This window comes from Serratia proteamaculans, from assembly GCF_013337185.1.
GTDB classification, from domain to species: domain Bacteria; phylum Pseudomonadota; class Gammaproteobacteria; order Enterobacterales; family Enterobacteriaceae; genus Serratia; species Serratia proteamaculans_D.
The window spans coordinates 381839-406812 of the sequence record NZ_SWDE01000002.1 but is presented as its reverse complement, the minus strand read 5'-3'; the positions used below and the strand labels follow the sequence as shown (position 1 = coordinate 406812).

Sequence of the window (24974 nt, the reverse complement as noted above, 5' to 3'; positions counted from 1 at the left end):
AAGTAAGGTATTCTGGCCTGTCGCTAATAATTAGCCCTGAATTATGAAGCTATCTTATATCAGTGCAATGTTACTAGTTCGCCGGCGGGTATTTGTTACAATCCGCCCTCATTTTTTTTGACCAGCAGATAGGGTAAGAATGGCTCAGCAGGATATAAAAACAACATCGGGGCAAGCAGCACCCGGATTGCGCCGCGAGCTGAAAGCTCGGCACTTAACCATGATTGCTATTGGTGGCTCTATCGGCACCGGTCTGTTTGTCGCCTCTGGCGCTACGGTTTCTCAGGCCGGTCCAGGCGGGGCACTGCTGTCTTACGCGCTGATCGGACTGATGGTTTACTTCCTGATGACCAGCCTGGGCGAATTGGCAGCCTTTATGCCGGTGTCCGGCTCTTTCTCCACTTACGGTGCCAAATACGTAGAAGAAGGCTTCGGCTTCGCGCTGGGCTGGAACTACTGGTACAACTGGGCGGTGACCATCGCCGTTGACCTGGTGGCTTCGCAGTTGGTGATGACCTATTGGTTCCCGGATACGCCAGGCTGGATCTGGAGCGCACTGTTCCTCTGCCTGATGTTCCTGTTGAACTACATTTCGGTTAAAGGCTTCGGTGAAGCGGAATACTGGTTCTCGCTGATCAAAGTGACCACCGTCATTATCTTTATCGGTATCGGTGTGCTGATGATCTTCGGCATCCTCAAAGGAGGGGAGCACGCAGGCTGGCAGAACTGGACCATAGGCGACGCGCCGTTTGCCGGAGGGTTCTCGGCGATGATAGGCGTGGCGATGATAGTCGGCTTCTCGTTCCAGGGTACCGAGCTTATCGGCATCGCGGCCGGTGAGTCGGAAAACCCGGGTAAAAACATCCCACGCGCGGTGCGTCAGGTGTTCTGGCGTATCCTGCTGTTCTATATCTTTGCCATCCTGATTATAAGCCTGATCATTCCGTATACCGATCCGAGCCTGCTGCGTAACGATGTGAAAGACATCAGCGTCAGCCCGTTCACGCTGGTCTTCCAGCACGCCGGTCTGCTGTCGGCGGCGGCGGTGATGAATGCGGTGATCCTGACAGCGGTGCTGTCCGCCGGTAACTCAGGGATGTACGCGTCTACCCGTATGCTGTTTACTCTGGCATCGGAAGGTAAAGCGCCGCGTATCTTCGCCAAACTGTCGAAGGGTGGGGTGCCACGCAACGCGCTGTACGCCACTACCGTGGTGGCGGGTCTGTGCTTCCTGAGCTCGATGTTCGGCAACCAGTCGGTTTATCTGTGGCTGCTGAACACCTCGGGGATGACCGGCTTTATCGCCTGGTTGGGGATTGCCATCAGTCATTACCGTTTCCGTCGCGGTTATATGATCCAGGGGCGCGATCTGAACGATTTACCTTACCGTTCCGGTTTCTTCCCGCTGGGCCCGATCTTTGCCTTTGTCCTGTGTCTGATTATTACGCTGGGGCAGAACTATCAGGCGTTCCTGCAAGACCGCATCGACTGGTACGGCGTGACCGCTACTTATATCGGTCTTCCGCTGTTCCTGATTATCTGGTTCGGCTACAAGCTGACGCGCGGCACCCGTGTCGTGAAGTACAGCGAAATGGAATTCCCGAAAATGGACGTGAAGTAATCCCTGTCTATAGCCGTTAAATTTCAAGCTGCAGCTGACCCTTTGGCTGCAGCTTGAAACGTCGTATTAGTCCTTCCCTTTTATCCCCAGCGCTTGCTGCGCCGCCGTCATCAGGCTTTCAACCGTTTTATAATCCTGAGTTAACGCCAGTACTCCGCTATTGAGCCGCAATGTCACTTCACCGAATGCGCCAAAGTCGTAAGGCACCTCCAACGGTGGGACGATACGCGCCAAAAATTCGCCTTCGGAACCGTAAGGCAGGCCGTGCACCAGGATCAGAAACTGACCACCAGTATAGCGGCAGACAAAATCGCTCGGGCGCACCAGCATTTTCAGGCGTTCGCCGATGGTACGTAACACGTCATCGCCGATCAGCACCCCGTGGCTCTGGTACAGCGCCGCCAGTGGCGTAAATTCAATAATAAACAGGTGTGACAGGGGATGCTGCGTCGGGGAAGGGCGGCAAATATCCTGCATAACTGCTTCCCCGCCCGCGCGGTTAAGAAAGCCGGTTAAATGGTCTTGATGAGCCGCTTGTTGTTTTTCTGCGGTTAAAGTGACCTGTTGCGCCACCTGTTGATGGTAAAACGCGATCAGTCCATAAGCCAGCAGCAGCCACAGCGGGATGATGTCTGCCAGTAAAAACAGATTTTGCACGCGTGACAACGGCGCGGCCAGCAGGTAGGGCAGCGTCAGCAGCATTACTTCCAGCAGGGCAAAGCGCGGAGCGGCAGCATGCCGCTGCATCAGCCAGAAAGCCAGCGCGGCAATCAACAGGCCGGCGGACAGGATCAGTAGCATACGGCCTGAAAGCATCGCCAGCAGAGCAGTTGCGCCCACCAGTGAACACCACAGCAGTACCGTCACCAGCATGGCTGTTGGCTTGTGAGGGCGAGTGGCGCGCGCCAGCCACCCGCGCCCGGCAGTCAGTAATGCCAGCAACGCCAGTAGTGCGGCAGCGATCGCCATGTTGCTCAGCCAGCCATACGCCAGCAGCAGCAGCGCCACCCCGGCGGCATTCAGCCAGGGAGTGGCGGGGGACGGCACCAGAGTAAGCCGCATTTGGCGTTGAAACTGGGCGTCATCAGCTTGCTGTGGACTTTGTACCAGCCAATGCAGTAGCGCAGGTTTTTTAGGCGTTAACATTGGGGAGCGACTTCGCATTGCGGCCTCTTTAGTAAAGGCCCGCTAACGGGCCCTGAATATCTGGCTCGGGGTGCTTGGCACGCCTTTTGCCGGTCTGGCTTTGGATTCTATGTGGTTTTGTTGCAATTTGTCATAGTCGGGCGCGGGGCGGCCAAACTTTCGGAATTATTAACCCTGTACACCATCGGAAGCTTGTCGGACCTGTGTGGTTAATAGCCTTATAAAATAAAGCGTTACATATTAACATGGCAGGTAATAGCTATTGGTATGATTGATAAGTATTATCGTTTGCTTTATTGTTATCGGCTGCTTAATCAGCTTCAGGCGGCCGTCTGGCACACCGCTATGGTCATCGTCGTAACAGGTATCCGAAATAATGAGCGTATCCACCGATCCTCTGTCTGACGCCAAGGGGCAACCCGACGTCAACGTTATGGGGCGTTATCACCATATTCTCCGCCACCGTTTATTGATGATGGGGGTGTTGGCATTGGCGATTTTGGGTTCGCTGCTGCTGGATTTTACCCTGGGGCCATCCGGACTTTCGCTGTCCACCCTGTGGCAAACCTTGATTGACCCTGCGGTGGCAGATGCCGGTACGCGAGTGATTGTCTGGGATATCCGTCTGCCTTACGCCTTGATGGCCGTGGTGGTGGGTTTTGCGCTTGGACTGGCCGGGGCAGAAATGCAGACCATCCTGAATAACCCGCTTGCCAGTCCCTTTACCCTCGGCGTTTCTTCTGCCGCCGCTTTCGGCGCGGCACTGGCCATTGTGCTGGGGATTGGCGTACCGGGCATTCCTGACCAGTGGTTTATTTCCGCCAATGCATTTATTTTCGCCTTGTTTGCCGCGCTGATGCTGGACGGCATTACACGCTGGACCAGGGTTGCCACCTCTGGGGTGGTGCTGTTCGGGATTGCGCTGGTGTTCACCTTTAACGCGCTGGTTTCCATGATGCAGTTTATTGCCAGCGAAGACACGCTGCAGGGGCTGGTGTTCTGGACCATGGGTAGCCTGGCCCGCGCCTCCTGGGACAAACTGGGTATCCTGCTCGGCGTGTTTGCCGTGCTGCTGCCGTTGTCGATGATGAGCTCGTGGAAGTTGACCGCGCTGCGTCTGGGTGAAGATCGGGCGGTGAGCTTCGGCATCGACGTGCGCCGCCTGCGCCTGACCACCTTGCTGCGTATCAGTATTCTTTCCGCATTGGCGGTGGCATTTGTTGGCCCTATTGGTTTTATTGGCCTGGTAGCGCCACATATTGCCCGCATGATTTTCGGTGAAGATCATCGTTTCTATCTGCCGGCCAGTGCGTTGATTGGCGCACTGGTGCTGTCGATGGCCTCGGTTGCCTCGAAAAACCTGATCCCGGGGATCATCATTCCGGTCGGCATCGTCACCTCGCTGGTGGGCGTGCCGTTTTTCCTGAGTATTATTCTGCGTCATCGGGGGAATGTATGAGTCAGGGATTACGAATCGAGCATTTCTCGGCCGGTTATCCGAAGCGTCAGGTGATAAGCGACTTGGCGGTGCCAATGTTGTCACGTGGCGAAATCACCGTGCTGCTGGGGCCGAACGGCAGCGGCAAGTCAACGCTGCTGCGCTCGCTGGCCGGGCTGAACCCGGCACAGGGGCAACTGTGGCTCGATGATATCGATCTGATGCAGATGCCTTTTGCCCGCCGGGCCGAGAAAGTGGTGTATTTGCCGCAATCGTTGCCAGCCGGAGTACATTTGCACGTGCTGGAGTCGATCATCGTGGCGCAACGCGCCTCGGGAGGGCGCAGCAACGCCGGTAGCGAGTCGGAGGTGATGGCATTGCTGGAGCAGCTTGGTATCGCACATTTGGCGCTCAGCTACCTCGACCAACTTTCCGGCGGCCAGAAACAGCTGGTTGGCCTGGCGCAATCGTTGATCCGTCAGCCTTCGCTGTTGTTGCTGGATGAACCTCTGAGCGCGCTCGATCTCAACTACCAGTTCCACGTGATGGATTTGGTGCGCAAAGAGACGCGTAAACGCAATATCATCACTGTGGTGGTGGTGCATGACATCAATATAGCCCTGCGCCATGGCGATCATGTGTTGATGTTGCAGGACGGTGAATTGATTGCCGACGGTGCGCCGGAAGAGGTGATCACGCCGCAGAGTCTGGCGCGGGTGTATGGTGTTCGCGGGCGCATTGAGCGTTGTTCGCAAGGGACACCACAGGTATTGATCGACGGCTTGGTGAACCAGCCGGTAGTTTGAATGGTTCCCTCTCCTTTGGGAGAGGGTTAGGGTGAGGGGATAGACACCAACGCGAAAGCCCCTCACCCCGGCGGGGCCTTTTTTATCGCATCAGAAGTTATAGGTCATGCCGACGGTGTAACGGCGGCCGTCGAGCGTGGTGTTGTAGTGGTCGTAATCCACGGTTTTGTCGAGGATGTTGTAAACCCCACCGGTAACCTGCAGGTTTTTATTGGCCTTATAGCTCACACCGGCATCGACAAAGGTGTAAGAAGGCGTGCTCTTAGCCATTGACGTCCGGCTTAAATAATCTGAAGTCTTGCTGCGGAAGTTCACGCGTGACCACAGGCTGACGTCGTGAGTGGCCTGCCAATCCAGCACGCTGTTAACCATATGTTTTGGCATCTGATTCAACGGTTTGCCCTGGAAATCCCCGCTTTTCTGTTCGGACGAGGTATAGGTGTAGTTGGTGGTCCACTCCCAGTCCTTGGTGATTTCCCAGCCAAAGGTGGCCTCTACGCCGCGCATATTGGCTTTATCAACGTTAGTGCGGTCACTGATAAAGTAATAAGGGGTGTCGCCGATCATGCATTGTGCGTCGCCATCACCGCTGTCACAGCGGCGGACTTCGGTGATCTTGTCTTTGAAATCGGTGTTGAACAGGGTGACGCCGGCATTCAGGCCTTGCTGGTTATCCCACATCACGCCGATCTCTTCGCTCAGGCTTTTCTCTGGCTGCAGATCCGGGTTACCGATAATGATGGAAGTACGCCCGCCACCGGTAATTTGTCCCCAGTTGGCAGAGGACTGGCGCAGGTCCGGCGAACGGTAGCCGGCGGAAACGCCGCCTTTCAGCGTAAATTGTTCGGTCAGGTGCCAGACGCCGTACATGCGTGGTGTCCAGTGGTTGCCGTAGTTTTGGTCCTGATCCATACGAATGCCGCTGGTCAGGCTGAAATCATTGGTCATCGCCCATTCGTCTTCGGCAAACAGCGCCCAACTCCAGCGGGTCAATTGGTTCAAACCGTCAGCCGCCGCTAACTGATTACCCTGGTCGCTCAGTTTTTCATAACGATACTGGCCGCCGATGTTTAGCATGTGGGCGCCTAACTCGAACTGGTTCTGGGTATTGAAGATGGTGTTATACATCTTCATGTTGCGGCCCGGGTTATTGGTCTCTTCGCGCTGAATGTAGCTGTTGGTATGGCCGAAGTCGTAGTAACCGTTGTGCGTCAGGGCATAGTTGGTGCGAGTGTAGAGGCTGTCACTGGCGGTGTTTGGCGTACATTTGTTATTGCGGCAGTTCTCAAGCGCCATGGACTCGCCCGGAGTGCTGTTACGATCCTGCAATGAGCGACCCACTTCAAAGTCGAATTCGTTTTTATCATCCGGTGTCAGGCTAAACACCGCGGTGCCGCTGCGCATGCGCTGTTCGTTATAGCCGTTGAGGATTTTGTCTTCGGCACGGCGCGACAGCAGGCCGTTGACCCGCAGGCCCAGCAGGCCGTCAATCAGTGGGCCGGAGGCGTAGGCATTGGTCTGGAAGATATCGCCGGAAGCGCTGCGCTCCTGGAAGGTGGCGTCACCGTGCAGTGAGCCTTTCCATTCCGTCCTGGAAGTCTTGCGGGTGATCACGTTGATCACGCCGCCCATGGCGTCAGAACCATACAGAGAAGACATTGGCCCACGCACCACTTCAATGCGCTCAATGGCTTCCAGCGGTGGCAGCCAGCCCTGTTCGATGCCTGAATTATCGCTGTTCGGGCGGGTGCCACGGGTGTCCACGCGTTTGCCATCGACCAGAATCAGGGTGTATTTGGAGGACATGCCGCGGATGCTGATATCGCTGCTGCTGGCCCCGCCGGTGACCACCACGCCCGGCACGTCTTTCAATGCATCGGTGATATCGCGGTAGGCTTTGTCTTCAATTTGCTGACGTGGGATCACCGAGATAGAGGCGGCGGAGTCCTGGATTTTTTGCTGGAAACCCGAGGCGGTAACCACCATGGTGTCCTGTGCGTCATTCTGTGGTGCGGCGAACGCACTGGCGCTGCCGAGTGAAGCAATAATCAGTGCGGTGAGCTGGTTATAACGTGGCTTTTCCATGAGGCAAACCTTTCCTGGTCTGATGTAAATCGACAAAATGTCGTTTTAACGTTTTGAATAATAAGTAGAAACGGAGCCTCGTCGTTGCGAGGTTCGTCGTTTCGGCAGTATTTCGTCAGGCCATTGTAAGGATTTCAAAAAAAATGTAAACGCAAATGATAATTCGTATCATTTGTATGCTTAAGAAAAGAAGGGAAGGATAACCGCATGAATTAAAGGGGAAACCGGCGCAGCAGGGCGCGCGCCGGGGGAGTCAGCGTTTCTGGATGTAGGTGATCGCCAGCGCCAGGGCCAACACCAGGCCTTTGATAATGTCCATGGCGTAGTAGGGGACGGAAAGCATCACCAGGCCGTTTTGCAGTACGCCGAGGATCACCGCACCGACCAGCGTGCCGAGCGCATTGGGTTTGCCGGAGCCGGCCAGTGAAAAACCAATATAGGCGGCGGCGACCGCATCCATCAGATAACCGCCACCGGCGTTCACCTGCGAGGAACCAATACGTGACGCCAGCAGTATGCCGCCAAGCGAGGCCAGCAGGGCTGAAATGACATAGGCCGCAACCCTGTAACGTACGGTGCGAATCCCCGACAGACGTGCTGCTTCCGGATTACCGCCGATGGCGTACATGCGGCGGCCATGTTTGGTCAGCGACAAGAACAACTGCACGACAAGGGTGACCGCCAGCATAATCAGCACGATCACCGGTACCTGACCCAGAGACGAGAAAATCTCCGGGATCAGGCCTTCCGCCATGTCGCCGCTCGGCAGCAGCATATTTTGGGTGATGGAGCCGCCGTAGCTGTAGGTCATCGCCACGCCCTGGATCACAAACAGGCTGGCCAGGGTCGCCAGCATATCGGGGATTTTCAGCACCACGATCAGGAAAGCGTTGAACAGACCGACCAGCGTGCAAATCAGCAAGGTCAGTACAATCGCGCCGGTCGTCCCGAAGCCGTACCAAACAAACAGCGAAACCACCAGGGCGTTGGCCAGTGACGCGGTAGAGCCGACGGAAAGGTCAAAGCCGCCGACCGACAGTGAGATGGAGACCCCGATGGCTATTACCGTGACGATGGCTATCGAGCGTAAGATATTGATGATGTTGTTGGGATCGAGAAAGTTGTCCGATGCCAGTCCGAACAGGGCGATCAGCGCAACAACCGTGAGTAACATCCCCCATTTGTAGAGAAACTCAAACAGCTGATGGCGCCAGGGTTGCGCATTCTGCAGGGATAATTCTTTACTCACGCTGGGGTTCCTCCGGTGGAATACAGTAATAGGGTTTCTTCATCAATATCGGCGGCGTCAAGTTCCGCTACCACCCGGCCATCCCACAGCACACAGATGCGATCGCACAAACCGACCAGCTCCGAAAACTCGCCGGAAGCATAGATAATGCCTTTGCCGTCGCGCGCCAGGCCGTCGATCAGGGTGAACAATTCCTGTTTGGCCTTGATATCCACGCCCTTGGTCGGCTCATCGAAAATCAGGACCCTGGCGTCACCGCGCAGCCATTTGCCAATGGCCACTTTTTGCTGGTTGCCGCCAGAAAGCCGGGCCAGCCGCTGCTGTGGGCCGGAGGCGCGAATATTCAGGCGCTGCATGATATCCCGCGCCCAGCGCAGTTCCTGACAACGGCTGAACAGGCTCCAGCGTGAAAAGCTGTCGTCGGCGCTGACGCTCAGGTTCATCGGGATGGCTTCATCAATAAAAATGCCTTCTTTACGACGCTCTTCCGGCACCAGTGCCAGCCCTTGTTCAACGCTGAGGTGCGGCGCACGCGGGGCCCAGGGTTGACCCAGCAGTTCGCCTTGTTCAACCCGTGCCGGCGTGGCGCCGAACAGCGCCTTGCACAGTTCGGTTTTGCCCGCCCCGGCCAGCCCGGCAATGCCGAGGATTTCCCCCTGATACAGCCGCAGGCTGACGTCGCGCAGTTTGTGACGATCGCTCAGGCCCTCCACTTGTAGCAGCGGGCGGGAACCGTGCGGCGGGCGCGGCGGCGGGAAGATATCATTCAACTGATGACCGAGCATTTTCTCGACGATTTGCTCACCGCTCAGCCCCTGCATGGCGTCTTCGCTGACGTGGCGACCATCGCGCAGCACCGTCAGGCGGTCGCAAATTTCGCTCAGTTCATGAATACGGTGTGAAATAAACACCACGCCGATGCCTTCGGACTTAAGGCGGCGCACCACGCGGAACAGACGTTCGCTTTCGGCGCGATCGAGCGGGGCGGTAGGTTCATCGAGCACCAGGAAACGGCAGCGGTGGGATAACGCACGCGCCAGCAGCACCTGCTGTTTTTCTGCCAGCGTGCACTCGGCCAAACGTTGGCGCAGGTTAATGGTTAGATCCAACTGGGCCAGTAGCTGCGCCGCCTGGCGGTACAATTGCGCCCAGTTCAGCAAATGCCCCGGCTCGTTCAGCCAGTCGAGCATGATATTTTCCGCCACCGACAGCGTGGGGATCAACGCCACATCGACTTCCTGCTGCACCACATGGATCCCGTGCTGACGAGCCTGCAGCGGCGAATGAATATCCACTTTTTGCCCGTCGATAAAAATCTCGCCACGGTAATGATGGTGCGCGCCGGAGAGGATCGCCATCAGCGTGGATTTGCCTGCGCCGTTAGCGCCGACCAGTGCATGGGTAGAGCCGCCCAGCAGGGTGAAATCGACGTTTTGCAGTGCGTTGAAGCCGGCAAAAGCGATCGAGATATTGCGCATCTCTAAGCGTGAGGGCGTAGTGGTTGGCATAGTGTGATTAAAAGACGTTTAGGTGTTTAGATGGCTAAAGTAACCCTTTTGTAACACAGATTATGTTTTTCTCAACAAACTAAATGGCATAACCAGGATGAAAATAGTCTTTCGCCGATGAGAGCGCGCATTCAGAGGTGATGGCAAAACTGAACGGGATGCCGCGGAAAGGGAATAGCTGCCAGCGCCATCCCCTTGTCCGGCTTGTCAGAAGGTCGTTGGGGTGTGAGCACTGACGATGCGGCAGACGCGCGCCGAGGTATTACTGAAACTGTGGGGAATGCCGGTGTTGATGGCATAACTCTGGCCGGCGGTCAGGCAGTGTGTCTGACCGTTGATGGTCAGCATAATCTCGCCTTCCAGCAGGGTGCCAATCTCCTCGCCCTGGTGCTTGATTTTCTCGCCGGTGGTGGTGCCGGGTTGGTAGGTTTCCAGCATCATCGCCAGATTGCGGGTTGGGTTGCCGTTGTGTACCAGCTTCATTGAGACACCCTGGCTGCCGATTTCGATCAGGTCTTCGGCCTCAATCACCACTTTGGGTTCATTGGCGGCTTCTGGTTCGGCAAAGAATGCAGACAGCGACAGCCCATAGACCTTCAGCAACTTTTGCAGCGTACTGATGGCCGGACTGACCTTGTCCTGCTCGATGGTGCTGATTGCGCTGTGGGTTAACCCGGACAGTTCGGCGACCCGGCGCTGCGACAAACCCAATTGCAGACGGATCTGTGACAGGCGCTTACCCGGCGCCAAGCTGACTTCGCTCATAGTGGTGCTTCCTTCTGGTAGGGACAACAGGCAGAAATGAATATCGGTGTCAGGTGCCTGTCTGATTGGGTTCGACGCGGCATGATATCGGTAGTTGTGACCAATTTGGAAAATATATTGCCCATCACCACCCCCGTGCTGGCGGAAGAAATTCTGCACACAAAAAAGCAGGTAACGCCTTTTCGGTCAATATTTTATCAATTTAGCAGTAGGTGGCGAATAATCAAACAGGATTGTAACATTTGCAAACCATTTGTGTTAAGGCTATGTTTCATATTATGGATGTTATTTTGAGCGCCAGTTCTGGCGCAGTCTACAGAGAAATCAGACCATGTGTTGAACCTATCGGCAGGCGAACGCGAACGCGTTCTCAGAGCATAATGGCGGGAGATGTATGCAAACCAATATCGCAGCAGTTGAAAATTTTGCACAGCATAATGAAGAGAGGCGAAGTAGCGCGTTCCAACTTGAGGTTGCTCATTATTTGGAACGCCATCCCTCAACGCAGTATATCGATATCCTTCTCACTGATCTGAATGGTTCCTTCCGCGGTAAACGCATCCCTGTCTCCGGACTGAAAAAATTGGAAAAAGGCTGTTACTTCCCCGCCTCGGTATTCGCTATGGATATTTTGGGCAATGTAGTGGAAGAGGCGGGCCTGGGCCAGGAACTGGGGGAACCGGACCGTGTCTGCATGCCGGTGCCCGGTTCACTGACTCCCTCAGCGGCGGACCCGGATAATATCGGTCAGGTATTACTGACCATGCTGGATGAAGATGGCACTCCCTTTGACGTTGAACCCCGTAATGTCCTGAATCGAGTGTGGCAGGCGTTGCGCCAGCGCGGCATGTTCCCGGTGGTAGCGGTAGAGTTGGAGTTCTATCTGATAGACCGACAGCGAGACTCCGAGGGGTATTTACAGCCCCCTTGTGCGCCCGGTACCCAGGAGCGCAACATGCAGAGCCAGGTTTACTCGCTGGATAATCTGAATCATTTTGCCGAAGTGCTCAACGACATCGACACGCTGGCGCAGATGCAAGGCTTACCGGCGGACGGTGCGGTGGCGGAGGCGTCACCCGGCCAGTTCGAGGTGAATCTGCAGCATACCGATAACGTATTGCTGGCCTGTGACCATGCGCTGGGGTTAAAGCGCCTGGTACGCATGGTGGCGGAAAACCATCATTTGCACGCCACCTTTATGGCCAAACCCTATGAAGAATACGCCGGTAGCGGCATGCACGTGCATATCAGCATGCTGGACGGCAACGGCAACAACCTGTTCGCGCAAGCGGACGGCGAAGATTCACCCTTGCTGCATCGCGCGCTGGCCGGGATGATCACCTTAATGCCGGCCTCCATGGCGCTGTTGGCACCCAATGTGAATGCTTTCCGCCGTTTCCAGCCGGGCATGTATGTGCCTACCCAGGCTTCCTGGGGACACAACAACCGCACTGTTGCGCTGCGCATCCCGTGTGGCGAACCGGAAAATCATCGGGTGGAATACCGCGTTGCGGGTGCCGATGCCAACCCTTATCTGGTGGTGGCGGCGATACTGTCAGGCATTCTTTACGGCCTGGACAACGAACTGCCGTTGCCTGAACCGGTGACCGGCAACGGGCTGGAGCAGGAAGGGCTACCGTTCCCGATCCGTCAAAGCGACGCCTTGTACGAGTTTGAACACCAGCATGAACTGACGCAGTATCTGGGCGACCGTTTTGCCCATGTTTACCACTCCTGCAAGCTGGACGAACTGATGCAGTTTGAGCGAATGGTGACGGAAACCGAGATCGACTGGATGTTGAAAAATGCCTGAAGCGGCGTAAAATGTGTGCCATTAACTTGATAGGCGATAGAACGATAGCGGATTAATTCACCTGTAAGGGTGGTTTTCCGAACGATCGCAAAAAGAATTTGTTTAACAGGCCTTCCTGATCTTGTCATCAGGAGGGTTTCTGGTGCAAAATATCCCTAATGCAGATAGCCGACGTTTTAACGCGTCGGTTATTTTTTTTGCATTTGTGTTTTACAAACTGTGCGTTTCATACACCAAGCGAGGCCGGACACCGATCCGGATAGATAAATAGTTTCGTGCGCGATCAAATAAAACTTTATGGTCGTGACTCATGAGGATAAGAAAGATGGGGCAATTTTTCACTTTAGCACCGGTGCCCGCCGGTTTCCGCTGCGGTCGCAGCGATTATGGAGCAGCCAAGGCCGCCTTGACTCGTTATCCAGCTTCCAATCCCCTTCTTTTTGAATTCAGTCGCAAGTTGCGAAGTTTCCCCGCAACCTTAAGTCTTGGCGTGTCTACGCTCCGCAAGACCGAAGGTAAGGGGGGGCTGCGTCATGTCCGATAACATCATCAATGCCGCTCCGGCTGAACGCGCGCAGCTGCGTAAAACCCTGACTTTAGTTCCGGTAGTGATGATGGGGCTGGCTTACCTGCAGCCAATGACCATCTTCGATACCTTTGGCATCGTATCCGGCCTGACCGATGGTCACGTCGCCACTGCGTACGCCTTTGCTCTGCTGGCGGTACTGTTTACCGCGCTGAGCTACGGCAAACTGGTACGGAAATTCCCGTCCGCCGGTTCTGCCTATACCTATGCCCAGAAAGCCATCAGCCCGCACGTCGGCTTTATGGTGGGTTGGTCATCACTGCTGGACTACCTGTTCATGCCGATGATCAACATCCTGTTGGCCAAGATTTACCTGGAAGCCATTTTCCCGGGCGTACCTTCGTGGATCTTCGTGGCGGCACTGGTTGCGCTGATGACGCTGTTCAACCTGCGCGGCATCAAGCTGGTGGCGAACCTGAACTCCATTATCGTGGTGGTGCAGGTGGCGATCATGATCGTGTTCCTGTTCCTGGTCGTTAACGGCATTTCACATGGTGAAGGTGCCGGTACGCTGATCAGCAGCCGTCCGTTCTGGTCTGAGGGTGCGCACGTGGTGCCGATGATTACCGGTGCGACCATTCTGTGCTTCTCGTTCCTCGGTTTTGATGGCATCAGCTCGCTGTCTGAAGAAACCAAAGACGCGGAAAACGTGATCCCGAAAGCCATTTTCCTGACGGCGTTGATCGGCGGTATCATTTTTATCGTGGTGTCCTATTTTGTACAGTTGTACTTCCCGGACATTTCACGCTTTAAAGATCCCGATGCGTCCCAGCCGGAAATCATGCTGTACGTGGCCGGCAAGTTCTTCCAGTCGGTGATCCTGGTGTTCTCCTGCGTGACCGTACTGGCTTCAGGCATGGCATCGCACGCCGGTGTTTCGCGTCTGATGTATGTAATGGGTCGTGATGGCGTATTCCCGGAGCGTTTCTTCGGTTATGTGCATCCGAAATGGCGTACCCCGGCACTGAACGTGCTGCTGGTCGGCGTGATTGCGTTGTCTGCGGTTTCGTTTGATCTGGTTACCGCAACGGCGCTGATTAACTTCGGTGCGCTGGTGGCGTTTACCTTTGTGAACCTGTCGGTGATCTCGCAGTTCTATATCCGCGACAAGCTGAACCGTACCGTTAAAGACACCTTTAACTACCTGATCCTGCCAATTATGGGTGCGCTGACCGTGGGTGCGCTGTGGCTGAATCTGGAAGCCAGCTCAATGACGCTGGGCCTGGTGTGGGCAGCAATTGGCCTGATTTACCTGGCCTTTGTCACGCGCAGCTTCCGCCTGCCGGTACCACAGGCCAGCGAAGACGTAGCCTAAGTTTTAACAGCTTTGTGCATTAAAAAGGGCGCCTCGGCGCCCTTTGTTGTTTTTGTCAGCCGACCAACTCTTTGCCGTATTCAAACAGCGCTTTCAACAGCGCGGTCTTTTCTTGATCGCCTTCATGCAGGTTATACAGCGACTCCAGTTGCAGTACATAACTCTGTACCCGCTCGGCGCTCAATACTTCCTGACGATGCTGTAACCAGCGGCGTTGCTCGGCGTCATCGAGCGTATTGGGGTAGTTGCGGGCGCGGAAGCGGAACAGCAGCTCTTTCAGGCGGCTATCGCTGAAGGTCAAATCCAGCGCCGGCAGGTTCTGCGGCTTGGTTTGCTGGATAATTTTCATCGTTGCCTTGTCGGCATCGCTGAAGAAACCGTCGTACAGCCGTGCATCGACATCATCAGAACCCTTGAAAGGCTCGGCGTCGGCGAACAGGGCGACCACTTTTTCGCGCACTTGCGGATGCTGGCGCAGCAGTTGCAGGTTTTGCAGGCAGGCCTGACGATCGATCCCCAGCCGCTCGGCGTTTTCCGGCAACAGGGTTTTCGCCGGTGCCAGCACCGGACATTTATTGATATGGACCAGTTTGATCGGCACTGGCGCTTGGCCGGGGGCCAGATCCTCACGGCGGGTATACAACCGTTCACGCAGCTCGTCGGCGCTCAGCGTCAGCAATGGCGTCATATCACCGGCCAAATCGCACATGATCACCGCGTTCTTGTTGTCCGGGTGCCAGGCCAGTGGCGATACCCAACTGGTGTTGCCACGTGCTGCACCGAACATGCCGGAAACGTGAACCAACGGCGTCATTTCTGCGATATCGATCAGCGCGTTCAGCTTATGTTTGTTGCGGTGCTGCAACAGGAAATCAAACAGCCGTGGCTGCGCCTGCTTGACCAGTTTGGCCATGGCAATGGTGGCGTAAACGTCCGACATGGCGTCGTGGGCATGCTCATGTTCAACGCCGTTGGCGCGGGTCAGGTGCTCCAGACGGAAGCTGGGGAAGCCATCTTCGTTCTCCGGCCAGACGATGCCGTCCGGGCGCAGTGCATAACAGGCACGCATAACGTCGAGCAGATCCCAGCGTGAGTTGCCATTCTGCCAACTGTAGGCGTAGGGATCGTAGAAGTTACGGTAGAAAATATTGCGACTGACTTCGTCATCAAAGCGGATATTGTTGTAACCCAGAATGCAGGTGCCGGGCACGCTGAATGCCTGATGAATTTGCCGCGTAAACTCGGCTTCGTTAACGCCTTTGGCCAGTGCCAGTTGCGGAGTAATACCGGTGATCATCACCGCTTCGGGATCGGGCAGGTAGTCATCGGCCGGGGTGCAATAGATGACCAGCGGCTCTTCAATGATATTGAAATCCATATCGGTACGCACGCCGGCAAACTGCGCCGGGCGGTCCATCGATGGGCTTATGCCGAAGGTCTCGTAGTCGTGAAAATAGAATGTGGCCGGTGCCTTGCTGCTCAAAATCGCATCTCTCGCGTGCGTAGGGAATATGCCCCTATTGTAACGGCGAGATGAACGATGCCAAGCGGTCGTTAGTGTTAATCACCGAAATGCGCTGTATTACGCACCGCGGTAGTAGTTCAGGCGTAAATGAAAGTAGGGGCGTAAATGGTCGGGCACCTGTTGTTCGGCGTTGCTGGCGTCATTGACGGTAATGCCATAGCGTTCGTTATAAATCACGCTGAGGGCCAGTAAATCGACTTCAATTTTTTCACGTTCTGCTTGCGGTAAGCTATCCAGCTTTCGACCCATATTATTCTCCCTGTGAATCAAAGGGCATCATAGGATCCTTCGCCGCGCTTGTCCCTACCCCATTCAGGGGGGAGCCTCAGTAGGTGTGCGACTGTGCCTGCAGGCTGTGGGCTGCTGGCGCTGCCCCCTGAACATGCTGAGAGTATCTGGCCGTAAACTCCTGCTGATTCTGCAGCTCCGCACGTTCATAGGCTTGATGTGCCGAGAAAATACCGCCGATCACCGCCAGCCAGAAAACGCCGCACAGGACCAGGATGCCCAACCAGACTTTTTGGTTATAGCTCATAAATACTCCTGATGATAAAAGGTAATAACATTCACCAGGAAATTAAATCAGAGTTAATATCAATGCTATGTCAACGGACTCGTTTATCCTGAGATATATCCTATTAATGTTGTTACCAAACCCCATCACAATGTTTCAAGATATTCCTTAAGATAATATTAAGAAAAGATAAATAGGTGGCACTGAGTTTTATTTAGTATTCGTTTAATTATCTCCACATACAATCAGCAACATTCAATACCAATGTGGATACGGATTATGAAAACTCTGCTGTTAACCGGTGCTACCGGCTTTCTCGGTGGTGCAGTGCTCGAGAAGTTACTTAAAGAAAATCAGTCAATTAACTATCTCCTGTTAGTGCGGGCTGAAAATGCACAGCAGGGACTGGAACGTATTCGACTGAATATGGAAAAGTTTAATATTGATGCTGATTTATTTTCAAAGATCACGATAGAAAATATATTGTTGGGCGATTTAAGTGAGCCTGCTGAATTTTTGGCAGACACACGAATTAACAATGTAACGCACGTTATTAATTGTGCCGCAGTAGCCTCGTTTGGCAACAATCCACTTATTTGGAAGGTGAACGTTGAAGGCACGCTGGCCTTTGCCGAGAGAATGGCGCAGGTGTCTGGATTAAAACGTTTCCTGCACGTAGGTACCGCAATGTCCTGTGCGCCGGAACCGGGCTCGTTGGTGGCAGAAAGTGGCGAATTTGAAGAAACCGCCGAGCATTTGGTGGAATACACCCGCTCCAAATCGACCATCGAACAACTGATGCGCCAACATTGCCCGCAACTGCCGCTGGTGATTGCCCGTCCTTCCATTGTGGTGGGGCATACTCGCCTGGGTTGTCAGCCTTCCAGCAGTATTTTTTGGGTGTTCAGCATGGCGCTGATGCTGCGCAAGTTTATGTGTTCACTGCAGGACAACATCGACGTGATCCCGGTCGACTACTGTGCCGATGCGATGGTGATGCTGCTCAACAGCGAAACGCTGGATAATGACGTTTACCATATCTCGGCCGGTGAAGAGAGCAGCGTCAGCTTTGCGGATATCGACCGCGCCATTGCTGCCGCGCTGGAAAAACCACCGCTTGGCGATCATTACGCGCAGGTCAGTTACGAAGCGCTGCTGAAGATGCGTAAGCAACTGAAGGATATTTTTGGGCCTTGTAATGAACGACTGATGCTGAAGGCGATGCGCCTGTACGGATCCTTCGCCATGCTTAACGTGCGTTTCAGTAATGATAAAATTCTTAAGCTGGGCATGCCGAAACCGCCGCGTTTTACCGACTACATCGACTGTTGCGTACAGTCGACCCGCGGTTTATCGATCCAGCAGCAGATGGTGGTAGATTTCAAATAACAGCACGGCGCCGACTCACGGCGCCCGGCTTATTACCAGGACGAAGACGACCAGAAAACGCGGCCCAGCACCACCAGTTGGTCTTTGCGCTGCGGGTAACTCAGGCGTTCGTCCTGGTATTCTTCCCGATTCAGGGAGCGAATAATAACGCCGCCGTCGGGCTGTTCGATCAACACTTTTACCCGCAGCAGATTGCCATGACGAATAGCGTAGGTTTTGCCTTCGCGAATACGGATGTCATCGGTATTAATCCCCACCACATCACCGTCTTGCAGGCGCGGTTCCATGCTGGAGCCGGAAATGCGGATGATGCGTGCGGCATTCACCGCCACCCCCATCTTGTGCAGATAGTAACGACGGAAGATCAGCGAAAACTCTTCGCGATCGACAATCTCATAACAGCCGTCGCCGGCCGCGAAATTAATATCCAGCAGGGGAATTTCCACAAACTCTTCCTTGTCCTGTTCGGTGTCTTCCCATACCACCGGCTTGAGGCGGGCGGGTTGAAAATCCGACTCTGCCGCTACGTTATCAAATGGCTGCACCAGCTGTTTTTCATGGAAAACGTCAAACCAGCCCTTGGGCAGGTTCAGTTTGGCCTCGATCCGTCTGGCGAGGTTGTCACCCAGATTGCGGGAAGACTTTTCACCGCTGATTTGGCTCAGCGTCGGCGAAGAAGACTCTACCAGCAGCGCAAACTCGCTCTGGTTCACACCCTGTCGGGCGTAGCTGGCCATCAGCTCGCGCAAGTTATTGCGTCTTATTTCTTTGGTTTCCATCGTCGGATGATCGCACTCTTTAGCAAAAAGGTAAATATTGCTATCACTAAATATTTCTTGCTTTAACTTTAGCAATTAGCTAAACATGAACGGGTGGACAAGGTCCGCAAAGGCATTGTAGGGTCGCTGTATGTTGCGGCCACTTGAGCGGGACGGATCCTGCAATGACTGTGGCACGTGAGTTTAACCAACAAGGAATCTATTATGTTCAGTATGGATTACAACAGCTACCGTTCGGTAGCCAGCTTTGGCCACCGGGTGCGTTTTCTGGTGCTGCATTACACGGCGCAAAACTTTGCCGATTCGGTGCAGTCACTGACCGGCAAGTCGGTCAGCGCTCATTATCTGGTGCCGGATCCTGAAGATCAAAGCTATCAGGCGGCCGGTTTCAGCGGCGTGCGCATTTTCAACCTGGTCGATGAAGTGGAACGCGCCTGGCATGCCGGTGCCAGTCAGTGGGGTACTCGCAATAATCTCAACGATACGTCGATTGGTATTGAGATCGTCAATCTGGCCAGCGGCGATGGCGAAGACATTAGCTTCCCGCCGTTTAACCCGCAGCAGATTGCCGCGGTCAGCCAACTGGCGCAGAACATTCTGCAACGCTATCCGGATATCACGCCGATCAACGTGGTGGCGCATTCCGATATTGCACCGGGCCGCAAAAGTGACCCTGGCCCGCAGTTCCCATGGCACCAACTCTATCTGGCCGGCGTCGGCGCCTGGTATGACGAAGCGGTGAAGCATCGTCACCAGCATGAATATCAGTGCCAGGGCCTGCCTGCACAGCCTGATTTACTGGCGCTGTTCGCCAAATACGGTTACGACACCTCGGCGGCGACCAATGCCGAAGGTTATCGCCAACTGGTGCGGGCCTTTCAGCTGCATTTCCGTCAACGAAAATATGACGGAGTGATGGACGTGGAAACCGCCGCCATTTTACGTGCGCTGGTGGATAAATATGCCGCTTAACGTCTGACTGCGGATAGGGGACGCCTTATCCGCCTTTTCTCTGCCTGCCTTCCTCCGCTAAACTGATATCCTTTCTCGCCACCGATAACGGGATGCATTGTGCGCCTCGACAGAAAAATATCGCCGTTTGAACGTCTGACTTACCGCCATTACCGCATTGTGCATGGTGTGCGCATCGGGCTGGCGTTTATCCTGACCTTCCTGCTCATTCGCCTGCTTGAAGTGCCGGAAGGCACCTGGCCGTTGATTACGCTGGTGGTGGTGATGGGGCCGATTTCATTCTGGGGCAACGTGTTGCAAAGGGCGCTGCAGCGTATTGCCGGTACGGTATTTGGTGCCGCCTCTGGTCTGATTGCCCTGTATCTTGAACTCTACTCGCTACCGTTAATGCTGGCGTGGTGCGGCGTAGTGATGTTTTTCTGTGGCTACCTGACGCTGGGCAAACGGCCTTATATGGCATTGCTGGTGGGCATTACGCTGGCGGTGGTTTGTGGCGCCGGTGCCGGTGATATGCATACCGCGCTGTGGCGCAGTGGCGACGTGATTTTTGGCTCATTACTGGCGCTGCTATTTACCAGCATTTACCCGCAGCGAGCCTACATTCTGTGGCGCATGCAAATGGCCGATTGCCTGCAAAGCGCGGGCAAGATCTACGGCGCTTACCTGTCCCCGAATATGATCGAAAGGCCACGGCTGGAGCCGCAGCTGAAAGACTTGCTCAATCAGGTGGTCAAATTGCGCGGCCTGATTGTGCCCAGCAGCAAAGAAACTCATATTCCCAAAGCGGTATTCGAAGCGGTGCAGACGCTGAGCCGCAATCTGGTCTGTACGCTGGAGCTGTTGGCCGATGCCTACTGGGCCTCGCGCGAAACCCATTTTATTATGCTGAATGCCAAAACCCTGCGCAGCGCGCAACTGTTGACGCTACGCTCATTGGAAGCGTTGGCGGAAACCATGCGTAACGGCCCGCAGGCGCAGCAGGCGGTGGCGGCAGGGCAACTGAGTGAAATCGCTGCCGAGCTGAAAACCCTGATGCAGGAAGCCAGCGTCAGCCAGCATGGGGAAGCGCCCATCTACGGCTACGTCTGGTTGAGCATGGAACTGACGCAGCAGTTGGAAGAACTGGGTGACTTGCTCAAGGTGTGTACCGCCGGTGAGCGCGAATAGGGGGCCAGATCATGAAGCAGGCGCTTCGGGTTTTTGTCGCGGCGGTAAAGTGGGTAAGATAGGGCGATGAGTGTTGTGTCAGAGCGCCACAAACCTGTATCTTGGTCTCATTGTGGCCGTAAGCCAATGAATCTGTGTATTACTAAAGCAAGGGTATGAAGATGGAAAATGCAAATAAGCCGAGTTTCCAGGACGTTCTGGAGTTTGTGCGTATGTTCCGACGTAAAAATAAGCTGCAACGCGAAATTATCGACAACGAGAAGAAAGTCCGCGACAACCAAAAGCGCGTGCTGCTGCTCGATAACCTGAGTGAGTACATCAAGCCGGGCATGAGCATTGAAGATGTTCAGGGCATCATTGCCAACATGCGCAGCGACTATGAAGATCGCGTTGATGACTACATCATCAAAAATGCCGATCTGTCTAAAGAGCGTCGCGAACTGTCCAAAAAGCTGAAGGCTATGGGCGAAGTGAAGTAACCGTTTTTATCGGGCCAGGCGCTCGCCTGGCCCTTTTAATCAGTCCCTCAGTTATTCCCCTTTGCCGTACATATCAAAATCAAAGTATTTATCGTTCACCTTCTTATAGGTGCCGTTGGCGATAATGGCTTTCAGCGCCGCGTTGAAGGCATCAAGCAAGGCGCGGTCCTCTTTACGCACGCCAATGCCATCGCCAATACCAAAATATTTGCTGTCGCTCAGTTCCGCGCCGGTAAAGGCAAAATCCTTGCCACCGGGCGTTTTGAAAAATTCGCTGGCGCTGACGCTGGCCAGCAGCGAAGCGTCCAACCGGCCGTTGGCCAAATCCTCATTCACTTCCTGTTGGCTCTGATAGGCAATAACGTTGACGCCGGCCTGGCGCCACATTGCGTTGGCATAAGCTTCCTGGCTGGAGCCTTGCTGCACGCCAATCGATTTGCCTTTCAGCGAAGCCGCCGTGGGCTGCAGGTCGCTGCCCTTGCGGGCCACCAGGCGTGCCGGGGCGTTAGACACCTTGTTCGAGAATGAAATCTGCTTTTCGCGCTGCGGCGTAATGGTCATTGACGAGGCGATGGCGTCAAACTTTTTTGCCTGCAACCCCGGGATCATCCCGTCCCAACTGCTTTCGACCCAAACGCACTTTGCCTGCATCTCATTGCACAGCGCCTGAGCGATATCCACACCGAACCCGGTCAGGGTTCCTTGCGCCGTTTTGTATTCCAGCGGTGGGAAGGTGGGATCTATGCCCAGCTTAATCACCTTGCCGCTGAACTCCCCGCCAAAGGCGGCGAAACTGAACGCCAGTGGCAGCAATAAAACCAGGCTACTTTTTGTTTTCATTATGTTTTCCTCAGCGTAGTGGTGTGCAAAAAGGGATTAAGCCAGAAAGCGTTCCGCCAGCTTGACCCAGTAAGTGGCGCCAATCGGCAGACACTCGTCGTTAAAATCGTAACCGGCGTTATGCAGCGAGTTGCCGGGGGTGCTTTCACCATTGCCAATCGAGATATAACTACCGGGGCATTTTTCCAGCATAAAAGCGAAGTCCTCACTGGCGGTAAACGGCCGCAGCGACGGGATGAGCTGTTGTTCGCCCGCCCAGTCCAACGCCACCGAACGTGCCAGTTCGGTTTCCGCCGCGTGGTTTACCAGCACCGGATAGCCATGCTGGTAATCAATTTCTGCCCGGGCGCCAAAACTGACGGCTTGCGCCTCGACCAACGCGGTAATGCGGTTTTCCAGTCGTTGACGTACATCGGCACTCAGCGCGCGCACGCTCAGCGTCATGGTAGCGGTAGAAGGGATGACATTGCTTGCAAGACCGGCCTGGATCGCGCCTACGGTAATAATCGCCGTTTCCTGCGGATCGATATTTCTGGAGACGATGGTCTGCAGGCTCATCACGATGGCGGCGCAGACCACCACCGGATCAACAGTGTGCTGCGGCACCGCGCCATGGCCGCCGTGACCATGCAGGATGATGTTGACCGTATCGGCCGAACACATGAAAGGGCCGCTGGCAAAGCCCAGTTGGCCGACCGGGAAGCCGGGCACGTTGTGCATGGCGAACACCGCGTCGCAGGGAAAACGCTCGAACAACCCGTCTTCCATCATCACTCTGGCACCGCCGCCGCCTTCTTCCGCCGGCTGAAATATTAGCTGCAATGTGCCGGTAAAGTCAGAGTGCTGCGCCAGATAACGCGCCGCCGCCAGCAGCATGGTGGTGTGGCCATCATGACCGCAGGCATGCATCACGCCGCTGTGAGTGCTGGCATAAGGCCGTCCGCTGGTTTCCTCAATCGGCAATGCATCCATATCGGCCCGCAGGCCAAGAGATTTCCCCACGCCGCGTTGCAGGGTGGCGACAACCCCGGTTTGTCCTATGTGACGCGTGACCTGATAACCCCACTCGGTCAGCAGCTTTGCAACCAGATCGCTGGTGGCAAACTCATTGAATCCCAGTTCTGGATGCGCATGAATATGGTGGCGAATGGCGACCATTTCGTGCTTAACGGCGGCGATTTCGGGTAAAACAAGCGAATTGTTCATCGCGGTATCCAAAGTGAATTTTCGATTCCCGAGGCGATCGATAACCGGGAACAAGGTACTTCGGAGACTAACAAACAACCTTTTGCCCGGGGAGCCGTCGTTCGGTTATGCTGACAACTTATGATTGTCAGGGGGCGTGATGAAATTACATCAGTTACAGGCCTTGGTCGCCAGTGCCGACGGTGGCAGCATCCGCGCCGCCGCACGACAACTGGGGCTTTCACAGGCGGCGGTCACGCGGGCCTTGCGAGAGCTGGAACAGCAACAGGAATTACCCTTACTGATCCGCACCCCGGCCGGACTGGGTTTTACGCCTTACGGGAAAACGCTGTTGGCACACGCCCGGCTGGTGTTGAATCAACTGGAACAGGCCAATAATGAAATGGCGGGCCTGCGTGGGCTGGCGCAGGAGCAGGTGAAGGTGGCGATCACGCCCTGGCTGATGCTGACGGTGTTACCGGCGGCGGTGGTGGCCTTTCGCAAAAAGATGCCGAGGGTAAAACTGGAGCTGTTTGAAAGCCTGATGGCCAACGCCCAATCCCAACTGCGAGAGGGCACGATGGATTTTGCCATCACACCGCTTCCGGCTTCGATGGCACCGCAGGAGTTTCATTGCGAGCCGTTGCTGGATTATGAAACGGCGGTGATGGTGCGGCACGGCCATCCATTGGCCAAAAGCACCTCACTCCACCAGTTGCTGGAGCAGGACTGGGTACTGAACTACACCCCAGAAAATTATGACGATTTAATCCAGCAACTGTTCAGCCGACACGGCGCTCAACTCGATCCGAACCGCATTATTCATGCGCATTCCCTCGGCATGCTGCAGGCCATGGTGGAGTCGGCAGATATGTGTACCTGGTGCCCGCTACCGCTGATAGGTTTGCCGCAGTTTGCCGGACGGCTGCAACCGCTGGCGCTACAGGAAGGCTGCGACTTGGCGCGGCTGAATATCGTCACCCGGCGCAACAGCATCCTCAGCACCGCCGCCCATGCGCTGATTGATAACCTGATCCGCACCCTGCGCTCGCACGCCCGCTCCGCGCGGCTTGAGGATCGACTGATTTATGACCGGGTTCGGTTGTTGATTTAGGGGGAGGGGTAGTATGGAGTTGCTGGAACTGGGAGCATTTTGGTTATTCAGGGGTATTCTGACAGCCAGCGTTGTGCCAGAGCGGACGTGTGGCCTGACTGTGAGAAAGGCTGCGAGTTGAATTGATGCTATGGTAAGTCTGCAGAGGAAATAATGGGGAGTGAATATGCGAAACGTGACTATTGTCGCTTATGATGAGCAGTGGCCAGTCCTATTTGAAGCTGAAAGCTCGCTGTTGCAGGTAACACTTGGCAAGGTGATCTCGCGGATTCATCATATTGGAAGCACGTCGGTACCGGGTTTAGCAGCAAAACCAGTCATAGATATATTGTTGGAGGTTACTGGTCTGAATGAACTCGACAGCTTAAACGCTGAAATGGAATGTGCCGAATATACTGTGCGTGGCGAAAATGGGATCTCAAATCGTAGGTATTTCACTAAGGGTGGAGATCAACGCAGTCATCAGGTGCACGCTTTTGCCGTGGGCGATATGCAAATCGTAAAACATTTGGCGTTCCGCGATTATCTGATAAAAAGCAAGAATGCAGCAGGACAGTACGCCAAGATAAAATATGCTGCGGCGTTGGCAAGTAAAAATGATACTTATCGATATAGCGCCTTAAAGGCAGACTTTATTGAAAATCATCTTCGCCTGGCGCTTATCGAACCATAACGATA

At 54.9% G+C, this 24974-nt stretch carries 22 protein-coding genes; 11 read left to right on the top strand and 11 right to left on the bottom strand.

The features are described from left to right. The first annotated feature begins 139 nt into the window (after positions 1-139). Complete coding sequence (locus FCL49_RS12165; protein ID WP_174353807.1) at positions 140-1621, top strand: amino acid permease; 1482 nt, start codon at positions 140-142, stop codon at positions 1619-1621. A gap of 66 nt (positions 1622-1687) precedes the next feature. On the opposite strand, the gene FCL49_RS12160 is transcribed toward FCL49_RS12165, so the two are convergent. Beyond that, a complete protein-coding gene (locus tag FCL49_RS12160) occupies positions 1688-2785 on the bottom strand; it encodes a GGDEF domain-containing protein (protein ID WP_174353806.1) in 1098 nt (365 codons plus the stop codon). Between the two features lie 358 nt (positions 2786-3143). On the opposite strand from FCL49_RS12160, the gene FCL49_RS12155 reads away from it, so the two are divergent. Further along, positions 3144-4226, top strand: a complete 1083-nt coding sequence (locus tag FCL49_RS12155) for a FecCD family ABC transporter permease (RefSeq protein ID WP_135317271.1) — start codon at positions 3144-3146, stop codon at positions 4224-4226. Beyond that, positions 4223-5011, top strand: coding sequence for an ABC transporter ATP-binding protein (locus tag FCL49_RS12150; RefSeq protein WP_174353805.1), 789 nt, complete (start codon positions 4223-4225; stop codon positions 5009-5011). The genes FCL49_RS12155 and FCL49_RS12150 overlap by 4 nt, the downstream gene beginning before the upstream one ends. Before the next feature lie 90 nt (positions 5012-5101). Here the strand turns inward: FCL49_RS12150 and FCL49_RS12145 are convergent, their stop codons facing one another. From FCL49_RS12145 to puuR, 4 genes are all read right to left on the bottom strand, one after another. Then, positions 5102-7096 carry a ligand-gated channel protein gene (locus tag FCL49_RS12145; protein WP_174353804.1) on the bottom strand — a complete coding sequence of 665 codons (1995 nt, stop codon included), beginning with the start codon at positions 7094-7096 and terminating at the stop codon, positions 5102-5104. A 253-nt stretch (positions 7097-7349) separates the two neighbouring features. After that, the gene (locus FCL49_RS12140; protein WP_174353803.1) at positions 7350-8345 is read right to left on the bottom strand and encodes an ABC transporter permease; all 996 of its coding nucleotides are present in this window, start codon (positions 8343-8345) and stop codon (positions 7350-7352) included. Beyond that, entirely contained in the window at positions 8342-9853 is a 1512-nt protein-coding gene (locus tag FCL49_RS12135; protein ID WP_174353802.1) for a sugar ABC transporter ATP-binding protein, read from the bottom strand. The genes FCL49_RS12140 and FCL49_RS12135 overlap by 4 nt, the downstream gene beginning before the upstream one ends. Positions 9854-10060: 207 nt before the next feature. Continuing rightward, positions 10061-10618, bottom strand: coding sequence for an HTH-type transcriptional regulator PuuR (puuR, locus tag FCL49_RS12130; protein ID WP_012145933.1), 558 nt, complete (start codon positions 10616-10618; stop codon positions 10061-10063). Positions 10619-11012: 394 nt separating this feature from the next. On the opposite strand from puuR, the gene FCL49_RS12125 reads away from it, so the two are divergent. Both FCL49_RS12125 and FCL49_RS12120 read left to right on the top strand, forming a co-directional pair. After that, positions 11013-12431, top strand: coding sequence for a glutamine synthetase family protein (locus FCL49_RS12125; RefSeq protein WP_174353801.1), 1419 nt, complete (start codon positions 11013-11015; stop codon positions 12429-12431). A gap of 533 nt (positions 12432-12964) precedes the next feature. Next, positions 12965-14332, top strand: coding sequence for an APC family permease (locus tag FCL49_RS12120; protein WP_012145931.1), 1368 nt, complete (start codon positions 12965-12967; stop codon positions 14330-14332). Between the two features lie 55 nt (positions 14333-14387). On the opposite strand, the gene sbcB is transcribed toward FCL49_RS12120, so the two are convergent. The 3 genes from sbcB to FCL49_RS12105 all read right to left on the bottom strand — a co-directional run bounded on the left by sbcB (position 14388) and on the right by FCL49_RS12105 (position 16392). Then, positions 14388-15815 carry an exodeoxyribonuclease I gene (gene sbcB / locus FCL49_RS12115; RefSeq protein ID WP_174353800.1) on the bottom strand — a complete coding sequence of 476 codons (1428 nt, stop codon included), beginning with the start codon at positions 15813-15815 and terminating at the stop codon, positions 14388-14390. A gap of 99 nt (positions 15816-15914) precedes the next feature. After that, on the bottom strand, positions 15915-16106 hold the full coding sequence (locus FCL49_RS12110) for a DNA polymerase III subunit theta (protein ID WP_174353799.1): 192 nt from the start codon (positions 16104-16106) through the stop codon (positions 15915-15917). 76 nt (positions 16107-16182) lie between these two features. Next, entirely contained in the window at positions 16183-16392 is a 210-nt protein-coding gene (locus FCL49_RS12105; RefSeq protein ID WP_174353798.1) for a hypothetical protein, read from the bottom strand. Positions 16393-16650: 258 nt separating this feature from the next. On the opposite strand from FCL49_RS12105, the gene FCL49_RS12100 reads away from it, so the two are divergent. Continuing rightward, on the top strand, positions 16651-17760 hold the full coding sequence (locus tag FCL49_RS12100; RefSeq protein WP_174353797.1) for an SDR family oxidoreductase: 1110 nt from the start codon (positions 16651-16653) through the stop codon (positions 17758-17760). Between the two features lie 32 nt (positions 17761-17792). Here the strand turns inward: FCL49_RS12100 and FCL49_RS12095 are convergent, their stop codons facing one another. After that, entirely contained in the window at positions 17793-18539 is a 747-nt protein-coding gene (locus FCL49_RS12095; protein ID WP_174353796.1) for a S24 family peptidase, read from the bottom strand. 204 nt (positions 18540-18743) lie between these two features. On the opposite strand from FCL49_RS12095, the gene FCL49_RS12090 reads away from it, so the two are divergent. From FCL49_RS12090 to tmaR, 3 genes are all read left to right on the top strand, one after another. After that, positions 18744-19511: an N-acetylmuramoyl-L-alanine amidase gene (locus tag FCL49_RS12090; RefSeq protein ID WP_174353795.1), complete on the top strand. Its 768-nt coding sequence runs from the start codon at positions 18744-18746 to the stop codon at positions 19509-19511. A 99-nt stretch (positions 19512-19610) separates the two neighbouring features. Next, positions 19611-20678, top strand: coding sequence for an FUSC family protein (locus FCL49_RS12085; RefSeq protein ID WP_135317257.1), 1068 nt, complete (start codon positions 19611-19613; stop codon positions 20676-20678). A gap of 161 nt (positions 20679-20839) precedes the next feature. Beyond that, entirely contained in the window at positions 20840-21157 is a 318-nt protein-coding gene (gene tmaR / locus FCL49_RS12080) for a PTS system regulator TmaR (protein ID WP_012145924.1), read from the top strand. A 51-nt stretch (positions 21158-21208) separates the two neighbouring features. Here the strand turns inward: tmaR and FCL49_RS12075 are convergent, their stop codons facing one another. Continuing rightward, entirely contained in the window at positions 21209-21997 is a 789-nt protein-coding gene (locus FCL49_RS12075) for an ABC transporter substrate-binding protein (RefSeq protein ID WP_174353794.1), read from the bottom strand. Positions 21998-22033: 36 nt separating this feature from the next. After that, entirely contained in the window at positions 22034-23203 is a 1170-nt protein-coding gene (locus FCL49_RS12070) for a M20 aminoacylase family protein (RefSeq protein ID WP_174353793.1), read from the bottom strand. A 139-nt stretch (positions 23204-23342) separates the two neighbouring features. Between FCL49_RS12070 and FCL49_RS12065 the strand changes: the two genes are divergently transcribed. Both FCL49_RS12065 and FCL49_RS12060 read left to right on the top strand, forming a co-directional pair. Next, complete coding sequence (locus FCL49_RS12065) at positions 23343-24296, top strand: LysR family transcriptional regulator (protein ID WP_174353792.1); 954 nt, start codon at positions 23343-23345, stop codon at positions 24294-24296. A 166-nt stretch (positions 24297-24462) separates the two neighbouring features. Further along, entirely contained in the window at positions 24463-24969 is a 507-nt protein-coding gene (locus FCL49_RS12060; RefSeq protein ID WP_174353791.1) for a GrpB family protein, read from the top strand. Positions 24970-24974 lie beyond the last annotated feature (5 nt).

Excerpts from the sequence above, each read along its gene's own strand:
- FCL49_RS12090 (WP_174353795.1), top strand. The coding sequence starts at position 18,744 with ATGTTCAGTATGGATTACAACAGCTACCGTTCGGTAGCCAGCTTTGGC.
- puuR (WP_012145933.1), bottom strand. The coding sequence starts at position 10,618 with ATGAGCGAAGTCAGCTTGGCGCCGGGTAAGCGCCTGTCACAGATCCGT.
- FCL49_RS12145 (WP_174353804.1), bottom strand. The coding sequence starts at position 7,096 with ATGGAAAAGCCACGTTATAACCAGCTCACCGCACTGATTATTGCTTCA.
- FCL49_RS12110 (WP_174353799.1), bottom strand. The coding sequence starts at position 16,106 with ATGGGTCGAAAGCTGGATAGCTTACCGCAAGCAGAACGTGAAAAAATT.
- FCL49_RS12160 (WP_174353806.1), bottom strand. The coding sequence starts at position 2,785 with ATGCGAAGTCGCTCCCCAATGTTAACGCCTAAAAAACCTGCGCTACTG.
- tmaR (WP_012145924.1), top strand. The coding sequence starts at position 20,840 with ATGGAAAATGCAAATAAGCCGAGTTTCCAGGACGTTCTGGAGTTTGTG.
- FCL49_RS12100 (WP_174353797.1), top strand. The coding sequence starts at position 16,651 with ATGAAAACTCTGCTGTTAACCGGTGCTACCGGCTTTCTCGGTGGTGCA.
- FCL49_RS12135 (WP_174353802.1), bottom strand. The coding sequence starts at position 9,853 with ATGCCAACCACTACGCCCTCACGCTTAGAGATGCGCAATATCTCGATC.
- FCL49_RS12095 (WP_174353796.1), bottom strand. The coding sequence starts at position 18,539 with ATGGAAACCAAAGAAATAAGACGCAATAACTTGCGCGAGCTGATGGCC.
- FCL49_RS12060 (WP_174353791.1), top strand. The coding sequence starts at position 24,463 with ATGCGAAACGTGACTATTGTCGCTTATGATGAGCAGTGGCCAGTCCTA.
- FCL49_RS12075 (WP_174353794.1), bottom strand. The coding sequence starts at position 21,997 with ATGAAAACAAAAAGTAGCCTGGTTTTATTGCTGCCACTGGCGTTCAGT.
- FCL49_RS12120 (WP_012145931.1), top strand. The coding sequence starts at position 12,965 with ATGTCCGATAACATCATCAATGCCGCTCCGGCTGAACGCGCGCAGCTG.
- FCL49_RS12125 (WP_174353801.1), top strand. The coding sequence starts at position 11,013 with ATGCAAACCAATATCGCAGCAGTTGAAAATTTTGCACAGCATAATGAA.
- FCL49_RS12165 (WP_174353807.1), top strand. The coding sequence starts at position 140 with ATGGCTCAGCAGGATATAAAAACAACATCGGGGCAAGCAGCACCCGGA.
- FCL49_RS12065 (WP_174353792.1), top strand. The coding sequence starts at position 23,343 with ATGAAATTACATCAGTTACAGGCCTTGGTCGCCAGTGCCGACGGTGGC.
- FCL49_RS12070 (WP_174353793.1), bottom strand. The coding sequence starts at position 23,203 with ATGAACAATTCGCTTGTTTTACCCGAAATCGCCGCCGTTAAGCACGAA.
- FCL49_RS12105 (WP_174353798.1), bottom strand. The coding sequence starts at position 16,392 with ATGAGCTATAACCAAAAAGTCTGGTTGGGCATCCTGGTCCTGTGCGGC.
- FCL49_RS12150 (WP_174353805.1), top strand. The coding sequence starts at position 4,223 with ATGAGTCAGGGATTACGAATCGAGCATTTCTCGGCCGGTTATCCGAAG.
- FCL49_RS12155 (WP_135317271.1), top strand. The coding sequence starts at position 3,144 with ATGAGCGTATCCACCGATCCTCTGTCTGACGCCAAGGGGCAACCCGAC.